This is a genomic window from Streptomyces sp. T12, assembly GCF_028736035.1.
GTDB lineage: Bacteria > Actinomycetota > Actinomycetes > Streptomycetales > Streptomycetaceae > Streptomyces.
On the sequence record NZ_CP117866.1, the window covers coordinates 10,523,389 to 10,536,275 of the forward strand.

Annotated in this window: 13 protein-coding genes; 4 read left to right on the forward strand and 9 right to left on the reverse strand. The window is 72.7% G+C overall.

The window, feature by feature from the left end; genetic code table 11:
• Nucleotides 1–83: 83 nt before the first annotated feature.
• On the forward strand, nucleotides 84–1,325 hold the full coding sequence (locus PBV52_RS47010) for an acyl-CoA dehydrogenase family protein (protein WP_274247936.1): 1,242 nt from the start codon (nucleotides 84–86) through the stop codon (nucleotides 1,323–1,325).
• Nucleotides 1,326–1,416: 91 nt separating this feature from the next.
• Nucleotides 1,417–1,815, forward strand: a complete 399-nt coding sequence (locus PBV52_RS47015; protein ID WP_274247939.1) for an SseB family protein — start codon at nucleotides 1,417–1,419, stop codon at nucleotides 1,813–1,815.
• Between the two features lie 60 nt (nucleotides 1,816–1,875).
• On the opposite strand, the gene PBV52_RS47020 is transcribed toward PBV52_RS47015, so the two are convergent.
• Genes PBV52_RS47020 through PBV52_RS47060 form a run of 9 tightly spaced genes read right to left on the reverse strand, consistent with a single transcriptional unit; the run spans nucleotide 1,876 to nucleotide 10,652 of the window.
• Nucleotides 1,876–3,252, reverse strand: coding sequence for an FAD-binding oxidoreductase (locus PBV52_RS47020; protein ID WP_274247941.1), 1,377 nt, complete (start codon nucleotides 3,250–3,252; stop codon nucleotides 1,876–1,878).
• Nucleotides 3,249–4,355: an acyl-CoA dehydrogenase family protein gene (locus PBV52_RS47025; RefSeq protein WP_274247943.1), complete on the reverse strand. Its 1,107-nt coding sequence runs from the start codon at nucleotides 4,353–4,355 to the stop codon at nucleotides 3,249–3,251. Before PBV52_RS47025 ends, PBV52_RS47020 begins: the two co-directional genes overlap by 4 nt.
• Complete coding sequence (locus PBV52_RS47030; protein ID WP_274247945.1) at nucleotides 4,352–5,371, reverse strand: ABC transporter substrate-binding protein; 1,020 nt, start codon at nucleotides 5,369–5,371, stop codon at nucleotides 4,352–4,354. Before PBV52_RS47030 ends, PBV52_RS47025 begins: the two co-directional genes overlap by 4 nt.
• Nucleotides 5,372–5,381: 10 nt before the next feature.
• Complete coding sequence (locus PBV52_RS47035) at nucleotides 5,382–6,479, reverse strand: LLM class flavin-dependent oxidoreductase (RefSeq protein WP_274247948.1); 1,098 nt, start codon at nucleotides 6,477–6,479, stop codon at nucleotides 5,382–5,384.
• 26 nt (nucleotides 6,480–6,505) lie between these two features.
• Nucleotides 6,506–7,477, reverse strand: coding sequence for an ABC transporter substrate-binding protein (locus PBV52_RS47040; RefSeq protein ID WP_274247951.1), 972 nt, complete (start codon nucleotides 7,475–7,477; stop codon nucleotides 6,506–6,508).
• Entirely contained in the window at nucleotides 7,474–8,208 is a 735-nt protein-coding gene (locus PBV52_RS47045) for an ABC transporter ATP-binding protein (RefSeq protein WP_274247952.1), read from the reverse strand. Before PBV52_RS47045 ends, PBV52_RS47040 begins: the two co-directional genes overlap by 4 nt.
• A gap of 2 nt (nucleotides 8,209–8,210) precedes the next feature.
• A complete protein-coding gene (locus tag PBV52_RS47050) occupies nucleotides 8,211–9,092 on the reverse strand; it encodes an ABC transporter permease (protein WP_274247954.1) in 882 nt (293 codons plus the stop codon).
• 16 nt (nucleotides 9,093–9,108) lie between these two features.
• Complete coding sequence (locus PBV52_RS47055) at nucleotides 9,109–9,951, reverse strand: sulfurtransferase (RefSeq protein ID WP_274247955.1); 843 nt, start codon at nucleotides 9,949–9,951, stop codon at nucleotides 9,109–9,111.
• The gene (locus PBV52_RS47060) at nucleotides 9,942–10,652 is read right to left on the reverse strand and encodes an alpha/beta hydrolase (protein ID WP_274247958.1); all 711 of its coding nucleotides are present in this window, start codon (nucleotides 10,650–10,652) and stop codon (nucleotides 9,942–9,944) included. The genes PBV52_RS47055 and PBV52_RS47060 overlap by 10 nt, the downstream gene beginning before the upstream one ends.
• 325 nt (nucleotides 10,653–10,977) lie before the next feature.
• Between PBV52_RS47060 and PBV52_RS47065 the strand changes: the two genes are divergently transcribed.
• Together PBV52_RS47065 and pqqB are read left to right on the forward strand one after the other, a co-directional pair.
• Nucleotides 10,978–11,832, forward strand: coding sequence for a LysR family transcriptional regulator (locus PBV52_RS47065; RefSeq protein ID WP_274247960.1), 855 nt, complete (start codon nucleotides 10,978–10,980; stop codon nucleotides 11,830–11,832).
• Between the two features lie 158 nt (nucleotides 11,833–11,990).
• Nucleotides 11,991–12,842, forward strand: a complete 852-nt coding sequence (gene pqqB, locus PBV52_RS47070) for a pyrroloquinoline quinone biosynthesis protein PqqB (protein ID WP_274247962.1) — start codon at nucleotides 11,991–11,993, stop codon at nucleotides 12,840–12,842.
• The last annotated feature ends 45 nt before the right edge of the window (nucleotides 12,843–12,887 follow it).

Consider the following 12,887-nt stretch of genomic DNA (forward strand, 5'->3'; position numbering starts at 1 on the left):
CCCTGGCGGTTGCCGTGTTCAATCACTCCTATCGCGTCACGCAACACGGCACGAACGGACGGCCCCACACGTCAGGAGGCATCGTGATCGCCGCTCCCGAGCCCGGTCTGACCGAACGCGACCTCGTCGAACGCGCCGTGCACCTGCGGCCCGTGCTGCTCGAACGCCAGCCGGAGACCGAACGGCTGACGCACTACCCCAAGGACACCCACGACGACTTCCTGCGGGCCGGCTTCTACCGGATCCTGCAGCCGCGCCGGTACGGCGGCTACGAGTTCGGCCTGCCCACCTTCTACAGGGTCGTCACCGAGATCGCCCGCGGCTGCCCCTCCACCGGCTGGGCCCTGTCGCTCACCGCCGCCCACGTCCTCCAGGTCGCCACGCTCTTCGGGGAGAAGGCGCAGGACGAGATCTTCGGCGCCGACGGCGACTTCCGCGCCGCATCCTCGGTCGCGCCCATCGGCGTCGCCCAACCGGACGGCGACGGCCATGTCGTCCTCGACGGCACCTGGCCCTACTCCTCGGGCGCCCCCTACTCCACCCACTACGTCGGCCAGACCCTGCGCGCCCCCGAGCACCCCGGCGCCCCGCCCGGACCGCCGGTACTGTTCGTCGCCCCGCGCTCGGTGTGGACCGTGCTCGACGACTGGCACGGCGTCCTCGGCCTGCGCGGCAGCGGCTCCAACAGCATCCACATGGAACAGGCCCGCATCCCCGCGCACCTCACCCGCGAGGCGAGCCTGCTCGACCTGCCCGTCGAAGGCGGCAGCGTCGGCTCCGAGCTGCACGGCAACCCCATGTACGCGGGCCGGGCGCCGAGCTTCTTCCACGGCGAACTGGCCGCCATCATGATCGGCACCGCGTACGCCGCCGCCGACGAGTACGCCCGTGCCGTCGCCGGCCGCCCCCTCACCCTGGAACCCGACCGCACCCGCGCCGAACTCCACGACTATCAGCGGCACCTCGGCGAGGCCCTCGGCGTGATCCACACGGCCGAGGCGGCACTGCAGCGCACCGCCGAGGACTGGATGGAGACCTGCCGGCGCAACGCCACCGGCAACGCCCCCTTCACCATCGCCGAGGACAACCGCCTCGCGCTCATGTTCCTGAACGCGGGCCGCATGACATGGGACGTCCTCCAGGGCACCCTCTTCCGCACGGCCGGCTCCCGGCACGCGCGCGACGGCGAGCGGATGCAGCGCTACTTCCGGGACGCGGCCACGTACTGGACCCACGTCGGCCCCAGCATGGCCGAACCCCTCGCCCGCCGGGTCGGCTGCGACCGCCTGGGGCTTCCGTCCGAGCACATCCCGTTGATTCCCTGAGAAGAGATCCCCTGGTCAGACAGAGGAATGCTCTGGTCCGGATCGGGTACGCGAGCAGGACCGCCCGACCGCCGCTACCAGGGGATCTGCCATGGAAACACCCGCGAACGACAACACCGCCACACCGGCCCGGCGGGCGCTGGACGCGCTGGCCGACAACACCGAGGACAAGGCGGCGATGGACACGCTCGCGAGCAGCGACGTGCTCGTCCCCGTCCCGGACGACGCCGAGCAGGACGCCACCGACCCCGGCGCCGTGGCGCTGCCGGTCATCGAGAGGGCGGGCGGCGAGCCGGTCGTCCCCGTGTTCACCTCCGAGCCCGCGATGGCCGAGCTGCTGCCCTTCGTCTCCCGCTACCGCCTGGTACCGCTGGGCGCACTCGCCTCGCAGTGGCCGGCCGACGACCTGGCCCTGACCATAGACGCCGGCTCCGCGCACCCCCTGACTCTGACGTCGGAGGGCGTACGGACCCTGCTGGCGCGGCCGTAGCGCCGGACCACGACGCGAAGGGGATGTGCGGCACCGAAGCCGCTCATCCCCTTCGCGCGCTCACAGCGCCTTTCCGGGATTGAGGATCCCGCGCGGATCGAACGCCTCCTTCAGCCGCCGCTGCACGGCATGGGCCGCGGGTCCGAGCTCCTCGGCCACCCACTGCCGCTTCAGCACACCCACCCCGTGCTCCCCGGTCAGCGTCCCGCCGAGCCGCAGCGCCAGCGCGAAGATCTCGCCCGCCGCCTCCCACGCCGCGTCGGGCAGCCGGTCCAGGGACGGGTCCACGACGATGATCGGGTGCAGGTTCCCGTCCGCCGCGTGCGCGAGGGTGAAGACGGGCACGTCATGGCGTACGGAGATCGCTGAGATCTCCCGCACCGCCTCCGCGAGGCGGGAGCGCGGAACCGCGATGTCCTCGATCAGCGGGCGCCCCAGCCGCTCCAGCGCCGGCAGGGCGAGCCTGCGGGCGGTGAGCAGGGCCTCCGCCTCCGCGGGGTCCTCGGTGGTCTCGACGGTCGCCGCCAGGGGGGCCAGCAGCCGCGCGACCACCGCGGCCTCCGCCGCCGCGCCCGCGCCGTCGCACTGCACGACCAGCAGCGCCGCCCCCCGCTCCCGCAGCGCCGGGTCGACGGCTCGCAGCACGGGGCCGTCGACGAGCTCCGCCAGCGCGGGCTCGACACCGGCCCGGCCGATCGCGTACGAGGCCGCGGCGGCCGCCTCGAAGGAGGGGAAGTACGCGGCGACGGTGGCCGTCGCCACCGGCACCGGACGCAGCCGCAGAGTCGCCGAGGTGATCACCGCGAGGGTGCCCTCCGAGCCGGTGAGCAGGGCGGTGAGGTCGTAGCCGGTGACGCCCTTGACGGTACGGCGGCCGGTCCTGAGCACCGTCCCGTCGGCGAGCACCGCCTCCAGGCCCAGCACGCTGTCCCGGGTCACCCCGTACTTCGCGCACCGCAGTCCGCCCGCGTTGGTCGCGATGTTCCCGCCGATCGTGGACAGGGCCGCGCTCGCCGGGTCGGGCGCGTACCGCAGCCCGTGCTCGCCCGCCGCCCGGTCCAGCGCGGCGGTGATCACACCGGGTTCGACGACGGCGAGCTGGTCGTCCACCGACAGTTCCAGGACACGGTTCATCCCGGACAGGTCCAGGACGAGGGAGCCTTCCGGCGCCGTCGCCCCGCCGGACAGGCCGGTGCCCGCACCGCGCGGCACCACCGGCACTCGCAGCTCGTGCGCGTGCCGCAGCGTCACCGTCACGTCCTGCGTGCGCCGGGCGTGCACGACGGCCAGCGGCTCGCCGCTCGGCCGGGTGCCGGAGCGGTCGGTGGCGTGCGCCGCCAGGGCGGCCGGGTCGGTGGTCAGCCGGTCGGGCGGCAGATCCCGGGCCAGCAGGCCCAGGAACCGGGCGGACACGGTCGTCTCGGGTGCTGCCGTCATGGGGTGAGTGCCTTCGTTCCGATCGCGAGCAGGGAGACGTCCTCCTGGGGCGCGTGCACCGGCGCGCACTGGATGTCGCGGAAATGCCGCTCCAGCGGGTTGCCGCGGGCCAGCCCGGGATTGCCCAGCAGCCGTACGGCCAGCTCCACGGCCCGCACTGCGTGCCGGTCAGCCAGCACGCGCGCGCCGAGGGCCTGTTCCGGGGTGTACGAGGCGTCGTCGGCGTCGAGCTTCGCGGCACCGTCGAAGACCAGCTGCTCCGCGGCCGCGAGCAGCACCTCGATCTCCCCGGCCGCCCGCCGGAAGCGTTCCGTACGGGCCACCGGATGGCCGAGGTTGGCGGGCACGCGCGCGTGGGCGAAGGTGTGGAAGTACGCCTGTGCGGCTCGGGCCACGCCCAAGTAGAGGGCGGCCAGCGGGACATGGAGGGCGGCGCCCATCCGGTTGTCCTGTTCGGCGGCCGCACCGTACGGGCCGAGCCCGATGACGTGCTCGCACGGGACCTCCACCTCGTGGAACGTCATGTCGTGGCTGCCGCTGGCCCGCAGCCCCAACTGGTCCCAGCGGCCCGTGATCTCGATGCCCAGGGAGCCGCCGGGCACCAGGAAGGTGCCCACACGCGGCTCCGGTTCGTCGGTGTGCGCCCACACCAGGAACCAGTCCAGCCCCTCGGCGCCGGTCACGAACCGCTTGGTGCCGCTGACCGCCCAGCCGTCGGCCGTGCGACGGGCTCGGGTAGCAGGCAGGCCGCCCCGCGCAGGCGAGCCCAAGTCGGGCTCCACGCGCGCGTGGTTGACGAGCACAGGGCGCGCGAACGACTCCTTGACCACGCGCGCGTACAGCTCCTCGGGCCAGTGCGGCTGCGCGGCCTGCCGGGCATGGGAGTTCAACGTCATCGCCGTGATCAGCGCGACGGACGGGGCCAGCCGCCCGAGGGAGTGCAGGATCCGGGCCGTCTCCTCGACGCCCCTGCCCCGGCCGCCGTACCGCTCGCCGATCGTCGCGGTGAGCAGTCCCGCCTCGTGCGCGATCCGGAGGGACTCGGCGGGAAAGGCGGCCGAGCGGTCGTACGCGGCGGCCAGTTCGGCGATGCGCTCGGTCACAGGGCCTTCTTCAGGTCGGCGTTCAGGTCGGCGTTGAGGTCGGTGGTCCAGAACGACTTCACGTCCAAGTGCTCCTTCAGCGCCCCGAGTCCGGTGAACACGTCGGCCACCTTCTGCTGCGAGGCGATGGCGTCGTCGCCGACCGTGCGGGCCTGTGTCGGGCGTTGCGCCTGGGCGTCGACGAGGTCCTTCCTGGCCTGGGCGAGGGGCTGGTGGGTGGCGTCGGCGGTGATCTGGGCGAAGCCGTTGAGGTGACCGTCGCGGACGTACGCGTAGGCCTTCGTGATCCGGGCGATGAGGTCGGCCGCGGCCGCCTTCTGCTCCTGGCTCTTGAGCACGCTGTCCCGCGCCGACCACAGGAAGTTGCCGGACAGGATGTCCTTGCCCGAGCCGACCGTGGTCGCGCCCTGCTGGTGGGCGGTGATGATCGACGTGCCGTACGAGGCGAAGGCGTCGATGCTGGCGCCGTTGAGGGCGGCAAGGCCGTCGTTCGGCAGGAGCGGCTTGGCGTCGACGTCGGACCACTTCAGGCCCGCCTGCTTCAGCAACTCGTAGAGGAAGTAGTGGGCGGTGGTGTTCTGCACGTAGCCGACCTTCTTGCCCTTCAGGCCGGCGATGTCGGTGACCTTGGAGCCCTTGGGGACGACCACCTCCTGGTTGAGGGTGGCCCCGCGCTGCACGGCGACGACCTTGAAGTTCGGTGAGCCGTCGGCGGCGGCGAAGACCGGCAGGATCTCGCTGGAGGACGCGAGGTCCAGCGCCCCCGCCCGGATCGCCTGGAGCTGCTGGTCACCGCCCTGGAACTGGCTCCACTTCACCTCGTACGGGGTGTCGTCGAGGCCGGCGTACTTCAGGACGGCCTCCTCGACCTTCCAGCCGGTGGCGCCGACTCTCAAGGTGACCTCGGACACCGATGACGCGGACTTCGCCTCGGCCTCGGTTCCGCAGGCCGCCGCGAACGGCAGGAGCAGGGCGAGCGCGGCGGCGGACGAGCGCAGGGTGCGGGGGAACAACACGGGATCTCCATCAGGCGGCTTGGGTGGTGGCGCGGTGGGCGAGTTCCTGCCGGACCAGCGGCAGGACGTGACGGGCGTAGTCGATCGCGTCGTTGAGGGGGTCGTAGCCGCGGATCGACAGCAGGTCGCAGCCGATGTCGACGTAGTCGAGCAGGGCCTTGGCCACCGTCTCGGGGGATCCGACCAGCGCGGTCGAGGCGCCGGCGGCGTTGGTGGCGACCGCGGGCGCGGTCCACAGGCAGCGGTCGTGGACCTCGCCCCGGTCGGCGATGTCCAGCAGCCGCTGCGAGCCGGCGTTGGCCGGGCGCCCTGTGGTGCGGTAGTGGCGCAGCAACTCGGTGTTCCTCGCCTGGTCCTTGAGCACGCCCAGCGTGCGGTGCGCCTTCTCCCAGGCCAGTTCGTCGGTCGGCGCGATGATCGGGCGGAACGACACCCAGATACGGGGACGGGGGCGCCCGGCGGCATCCGCGACCGCGTTCACGGCGGCGATCTGCTCGGCCGTCTCCTTCAGCGGCTCGCCCCACAGCCCGAAGATGTCGCCCTGCTGCCCGCCGACCCGATAGGCGTCCTGGGAGGAGCCGCCCACCGAGATCGGGACCAGGCCGTGCACCGGCTTCACATCCGAGTAGTAGCCCTCGAACCTGAAGTACTTGCCCGCGTGCGAGACGGGCCCGTCGGCCTGCCACACCTTCCTGAGGATCTGGATGTATTCGTCCGAACGCTCGTACCGCTCCGCCTTGCCCAGGTAGTCGCCCTCCCGGTGCTGCTCCTCGTCGCTGCCGCCGGAGATGATGTGCACGCTCAGCCGGCCGTCGCTGATCCGGTCCAGCGTGGCGAGGGCGCGGGCGGCATGGGTGGGGAAGACGACGCCCGGCCGATGGGCCAGGATCGGGCGGATCCGCTCGGTGTGGGTGGCGACGAACTGGGCGATCTGGAAGGCGTCCGGCGAGGCCGAGTGGTAGGCGACCAGGGTGTGGTCGAAGCCGCCGTCGTCCAGGGCGCGGGCGTACCTGCGCAGATGGTCCACGTCCAGGCCGGTGCGGCTCGCGGCGGCCGGACCGGACGCTCCCGCGTCGGTGTGGACGGCGCTGATGAATTCGACAGGCATGGTGCACAACTCCTTTACGGGCGCGGCTACTTGAGAAGGGACGTGTCGGCCGACTCCGCCACGTCGACGTTCGGGTCCAGCACGCCGATCCCGTTCATCAGGTCGGCGACGCCCTGCACCGTCCGGTTCACGTCCGGCGTGATCGGCAGGACCTTGCCGTACGCGGCGGAGGCCAGCGTCCTGGCCACGGAGGCGTCGGCCCCGTTGCGCTGCTCGATGGCCTCGGCGTAGGCGTCCTGGTGGGTGCTCGTCCACTGCAGGGCCGTACCGAGGCGCCCCAGGAAGTCGGCGAGCGCGGCCTTCTTCGACGAGTCGGCGAGCGCTGTCTCGGAGGCGTTGATGAAACCGATGCCGCTGACCCGGCCGTCCCCGCCGTCGACCAGGAGCTTGCCGCCCTGCTCCAGACCGACGGCCTGATAGACACCGAAGGTCGCCCAGACCTTGATCCTGCCGGAGGCGAACGCGGCCTGCGCGTCGGTCGGCAGCAGGTACTGGACCTCGACGTCCCGGTAGCTGAGCCCGTTCTGCTTCAGCACGTTGGCCAGCAGATACTCCGAGACGCTGCCCTTGGCCGAGGAGACGACGACCTTCTGGCCCTTGAGCTCCTTCACACTGTCGATGCCGGAGTCCTCGCGGACGACGATGCCGACATGCTTGCCGTCGTTCTTGAGGGCGGCGACGTTCTTGACCTTCACCCCACCGCTGAGCGCCTGGAGCGCCGGCAGGTCGGCGGAGTAGCCGGTGTCGGCGGCACCCGCCTGCACGGCCTGGTACAGCGGGGCCGCGCCCTCGAACTCGGCCCATTTCACCTTGTAGTCGGCGCCCTTGAGGGCATCGGAGGCGGCGACGATCGTCTGGAGCGTCTTGGCCTGGTCGCCGATGGTGAGCGTGACCTGGCCGCCCTCGGCGGAGGCGTCCGCGGCGGCGTCCGCGCCACAGGCCGTCAGCGCCAGCAGGGCGGTGAGGCTCAGCGCGGCGGTGGCGAGTCTGCGAGTCACGAGGGGGTTCCTTCCAGAGTGCGGGTGACGCCGAGCCAGCCGAGGAGGCGGGCGCGCAGGGTGACGAAGTCGGGGGTGGTCAGGCCGCGGGGACGGGGCAGGTCGACGGTGAGCTCGTGGGCGATACGGCCCTCGTCCATCACCAGCACCCGGTCGGCGAGCAGCAGCGCCTCCTCCACGTCATGGGTGACCAGGAGGATCGCGCAGCCGTGCCGCTGCCACAGCTCGGCGACCAGCTGCTGCACCCTGCCCCGGGTCAGCGCGTCGAGGGCACCGAACGGCTCGTCCAGAAGGAGCAGTTCGGGCTCGCGGACCAGCGCCCTGGCCAGGGAGACGCGCTGGGCCTGGCCGCCGGAGAGCGTCTTCGGCCAGACGGTCGCCCGGTCGGCGATGCCGACCTCGTCCAGCGCCTTCGCGGCGAGCGCCCGGTCGGGGCGGCCCGGCAGTCCGAGCACGACATTGCGCCACACCTTCAGCCAGGGCAGCAGCCGCGGCGACTGGAAGGCGGCACTGCGGCGCGCGGGCACCGTCACCTCGCCGCCGATCTCGTCGTCGAGCCCGGCGAGGATCCGCAGCAGCGTCGACTTGCCGCAGCCGCTGTGCCCGAGCAGGGCCACGAACTCGCCCTCGCGGATGTCGAGATCGAGGTCGTGCAGAACGGTGCTGCCGTCGAAGGCCCGCGAAAGGCCCCTGATCTCCACACTGTTGGCCGGCTCTACGCTGTCGGTCATCTCTACACCTCGCCCTCGAAGTTGGCCCGCCAGGTCAGCAGCCGCCGCGACAGGATCCGTACGGCGAAGTCGCAGGCCAGGCCCAGCAGCGCGTAGACGGCGAGGCAGAGCACGATGACGTCCGTACGGAAGTACTGCTGGGCGTTGCTCATCAGGTAGCCGAGCCCCGCGTCGGCGTTGATCTGCTCGGCGAAGACGAGCGCCAGCCAGGCGGTGGACAGCGCGTACCGGAGCCCCACGAGGGCACCGGGCAGTGCGCTCGGCAGGATCACGTACTTGATCAGCCCGAGCCTGCCCAGGCCCATCATCCGTGCGGCCTCGACGAGTTGGGCGTCGGTGGAGCGGATGCCGGCGTAGATGTTGAAGTACAGCGGGTAGGTCACACCGAGCGCGACCAGCGCGATCTTCGGGGTCTCCTCGATGCCGAACCAGACGATGAACAGCGGGATCAGACCCACCCAGGGGATCGCCCGGAACATGCCCATCGAGGAGTCGATGACGTCCTCGCCGAGCCGGAACAGGCCGGCCGACAGGGACAGGGTCAGGGCGACGGACGCGCCGATCAGGAAGCCGATGGCGGCGCGGCGGCCCGACGCGGCGATGGCGCCGGGGAGTTCGCCGCTCTCGGTGAGTTCGACGGCCTGCTTCACGACGTCCACGGGGGAGGCCAGCACGGACTCGGGGAGGAGGCCGGTGGCCGAGGTCAGGAACCACAGCAGGACGAGGCCGACGGGGCCTGCGCAACGGCGTACGGAACGGGGGACGGCGAGGCGGCGACCGGTCTTCGCGGTGCCGCGCAGGGTGACACGGGCAGCCGGGGTGGGCGGCTCGGGGGCGGCGGCCTGCGGCGGCAGCACCGCCGTGGCCGGCGATTTCGTCGTCATGGCGGGGGTTCCTTCGTCAGGACGGCAGTGGACCGGTCGCGGCCGGGCGGGCGGGATCGGCTGACCAGGCGGACCAGGAGCCGGGGAAGAGCACCGCCTCGAAACCGGCGATCTCCAGCGCGGCGATCTGGTGGGCGGCGGTGACTCCGGAGCCGCAGTACACCCCGATGCGCGAGGCCCTGCCCGCCCCCTTGTCCTCGAACCGCTTGCGCAGCTCCTCGGGCGGCAGGAAGGTCCCGTCGGCCGTGAGGTTCTCGCCGGTGGGCGCGCAGACCGCACCGGGGATGTGCCCGGCCCGCGGGTCCACCGGTTCCACCTCGCCGCGGTACCGCTCGGCCGCCCGCGCGTCCAACAGCAGCCCGGACACGGCGAGTTCGGCAGCGCCATCGGCGTCGACGGTCGGCAGCGCGCCCTCGTTCAGTACGACGTCCCCGGGCGGTGGGTCGGCCGGCACGCCGGACTCCAGGGGCAGTCCGGCGGATCGCCAGGCGCCGAGCGCTCCGTCGAGGAGCGTCACCCGGGTCAGGCCGGCGTGGCGCAGCAGCCACCAGGCTCGGGCCGCCGCCGTGTTGCCCGAGTCGTCGTGGACCACGACCCGTCGGCCCTGCCGGATGCCCCACCTGCGGGCCGCTTCCTGCAGGTCCTCGGCCCGCGGCAGCGGATGCCGTCCGCCTTCCGGGCTCGGCGGCGCGGCCAGTTCCGTGTCGAGATCTACGTACACCGCGCCCGGGATGTGCCCCGCGGCGTAGTGGTCGCGTCCCCGCGGATCGCCCAGCGCCCAGCGGACGTCGAGCACGACGGGGGGCTCGTCGGAGGCGAGCAGCGTGCGCAGCTCCGGGACCGTTGTCGTCACACCCATGCCAGGCCCTCCGCGATCTCGGGCAGCTCGGGGGACAGCCGCAGCCGCTCCAGGAACAGCACGACGGTCGCGGCGACCGTGCGGTGCAGCGCGTCGTTGAGGACGTCGTGCCGTCCGCCGTCGAACGTCACCGTCCGGACACCCGCGTGCCCCGCGTACGCGTCCAGCGCCCGCTCGACGGGGCTCACTGTGTCGTCCTTGCCGTGCAGGGCGAGTACGGGAACGCGCACGCGGTCGAGGCGCAGTTCGGGGAGGTCGGGGTTCTCGTCGAGGGCGCCGCGCCGGAAACCGGCGTCACCGGTCAGGCGCCCCTGATGGGTGGGGCAGGCGGTGCGGGCCTCGACTTCGGCCTCCCAACTCCCCGCTGCCCAGCGGGCGGTGGGCAGACCGGCCAGGATCAGCGCGTCGACGCCTGCTTCCTGCTCGGCGGCGAGATGGGCGGCGTACCGCGCACCCGTGTCCGAACCGACCAGCACCTTCGGACCGGGCAGCGACTCGTCGGCGAGCAGCTTCGCCGCCTGTTCGAGCACGGACGGGTCGGTGGTCGGGTCGCCGAGCGCGCGGACCCGGTAGGCGTCGAAGGCGAGGCGGCGGCCGAACCGCTCGTACACAGCGCCGTGTTCACCCCGGCCGGCCAGCACGATCAGCGTGCCGCGCGCGGCGAGGCCTTCGGGTTCGTCCCAGGAGAAGGATGAGGACATGAGGGGGCAGCTCCCGTTTCTGGGCAGGGGGCATCCGGGGGAAGGGGAGGGGAAAAGGGCAGCCGAGAGCGCCCGTCACGGGTCAGTGCGCAGACGACGTGAGCGACTCGGACTACAGGGGGAGGAGGCCGGACGTCAGCAACAGCGCGCGCTGCACGCCACGCCGAAGTCGATGACTCGGCGCTGCGTCAGAAGGGCAGCGGAAGCGGTGGCGTGCAGCATGCGCTCATCATGACCGGACGCGGCGGATCACGTCCAACGACGATTCCGCATCGAAACCGATCAGCGATCGCGATCGATCGCCGGGCCGGGCTACTGTCACGGCATGCCCCAACCCGTCCTCGACATCGTGGCCCTGCGCAGCCTGACCGCGATAGCCGACTGCGGCGGCTTCCACCGCGCCGCCCGGACGCTCTGCCTGAGCCAGTCCGCGGTCAGCCAGCACGTGCGCAAACTGGAGAAGACCCTGGGGCGTCCGGTCGTCGAACGCGACGGCCGTGGCACCCGGTTCACCCCCGAAGGGCGCCTGCTGCTGGAACAGGCCCGCCGCATCCTCGCCGTGCACGACGAGGCCGTACGCGCACTGCTCGACGCCGAGGGCGACACCGTCACCGTCGGCTCCACCGAGCACGCCGCCGACCAGTTCCTGCCCCGGCTCACCGCCGCGGTCCAGCGGGTGCGCCCCGGCTGCCGGGTGCGGTTCCGGATCGACCGCTCCGCCCGGCTGGTGGAGGCCGTGGAACGCGGCAGCGTCGATGTCGCCGTGTACGTCACCGAGGCCGCCGCCACCGAGGGCACCCCCGTCGGCGGCCTCCCGCTCACCTGGCACGCCGTCCCCGGCTGGGCACCCCCGTCCGCCCCCGCTCCGGTACCGCTGGTCGCCGTCGAGGAACCGTGCGCGATCCGCCGCCGGGCCATCGCCACCCTCGCCAGGCACGGAGTGCCCGCCACGGTCGTCGGCGACGCCGGCTACCTCGCGGGCGTCCTCGACATCGCCCGCACCGGCCAGGGCGTGGCCCTGCTCGCCTCGGTCGGCGCCGCGCCGGACGGACTCACCCCGTACGAGGGCCTGCCACCCGTCACCCCGATCCCGATGAGCGCCCTCGCCCGCCCCGGCGCAGACCTGGCGACGACCGAGGCCGCCGTCAGCGCCGTACGGGAACTGCTGCGCCAGGAATGACGGCCGCGGACGTGGTGGGCGGCTCCCATGCGGCTCCCGTGTGACTTTGTGCGGCTCGCGAAGGTCGGCCGGAACTGCTCCCTGTCGCAGGGTGCTTCGGCCGTACGGAGAGGGAAGATCCCACCGGGAGGACTGACGCGAAGGGGTGGGGGATCGTCTTGAGGGTCGTCCTGCTCGGCACCGCCGCCGGAGGCGGTTTCCCACGCTGGAACTGCGCCTGCGCGCGGTGCGCCGCCGCCCGTGACGGCAAGCTGCCCGCCCGCACCCCGGAATGCGCCGCCGTCACGGGCAACTCCCGCGACTGGTGGCTGCTCAACACCTCGCCGGACATCCGCGCCCGGCTCACCGCCACCTCCGCCCTGTGGCCGGGCCCCGGGGCCACTCCGGTACGGGGCGTGCTGCTGACGGACGCCGAGGCCGATCACGTGTCGGGCCTGGCCGTGCTCCGCGAAGCCGCGCGGCTCAAGACCTACGCCGCCCCGCCGGTGCTCGACGCGCTGGCACCGGCGCGGGCGGCCCTCGACCGCCACGCCCCGTGGGAGTGGGCGGACAGCCTGACGGAGGGCGGGTTCGTGCTGTCCGGCGGCCTGGTGGTCACGGCGCGTCCCGTCGCGGGTGAGGCGCCGGTTCACGTGCCGGGCCGGGCGAAGGACGACCGCTGGGTGACGGCGTACCGCATCGAGGATCTGGCCACCGGAGGCGTCTTCGTCTACGCGCCGCGTGTGCGTGCGTGGACCCCGATGCTGGAGGACCTCGTCGCGGAGGCGGACTGCGTCGTACTGGACGGCACGCACTTCGCGGCGGACGAGGCGGCGCAGGCCGGCCGCCATGTGCCCGTCTCGGGACCCGAAGGCAGCCTCACTGCCCTGACCCGCCACCCACAGGCCCGGCGGATCTACACCCACCTGGCCGACACGAATCCCCTGCTCGACCCCGCCTCGGCGGCCCGCACGCAGGTGATCGAGACGGGCGCCGAAGTCCTCCCGGACGGGGCCGAGTTCGTGCTCTAGGTGCCCTGTCTGCGAGTCCGGCGTCCGAGTCCGCCGTCCGGCGTC

Excerpts from the sequence above, each read along its gene's own strand:
- PBV52_RS47035 (WP_274247948.1), bottom strand. The coding sequence starts at position 6,479 with ATGCCTGTCGAATTCATCAGCGCCGTCCACACCGACGCGGGAGCGTCC.
- PBV52_RS47015 (WP_274247939.1), top strand. The coding sequence starts at position 1,417 with ATGGAAACACCCGCGAACGACAACACCGCCACACCGGCCCGGCGGGCG.
- PBV52_RS47045 (WP_274247952.1), bottom strand. The coding sequence starts at position 8,208 with ATGACCGACAGCGTAGAGCCGGCCAACAGTGTGGAGATCAGGGGCCTT.
- PBV52_RS47020 (WP_274247941.1), bottom strand. The coding sequence starts at position 3,252 with ATGACGGCAGCACCCGAGACGACCGTGTCCGCCCGGTTCCTGGGCCTG.
- PBV52_RS47050 (WP_274247954.1), bottom strand. The coding sequence starts at position 9,092 with ATGACGACGAAATCGCCGGCCACGGCGGTGCTGCCGCCGCAGGCCGCC.
- PBV52_RS47055 (WP_274247955.1), bottom strand. The coding sequence starts at position 9,951 with ATGGGTGTGACGACAACGGTCCCGGAGCTGCGCACGCTGCTCGCCTCC.
- PBV52_RS47065 (WP_274247960.1), top strand. The coding sequence starts at position 10,978 with ATGCCCCAACCCGTCCTCGACATCGTGGCCCTGCGCAGCCTGACCGCG.
- PBV52_RS47060 (WP_274247958.1), bottom strand. The coding sequence starts at position 10,652 with ATGTCCTCATCCTTCTCCTGGGACGAACCCGAAGGCCTCGCCGCGCGC.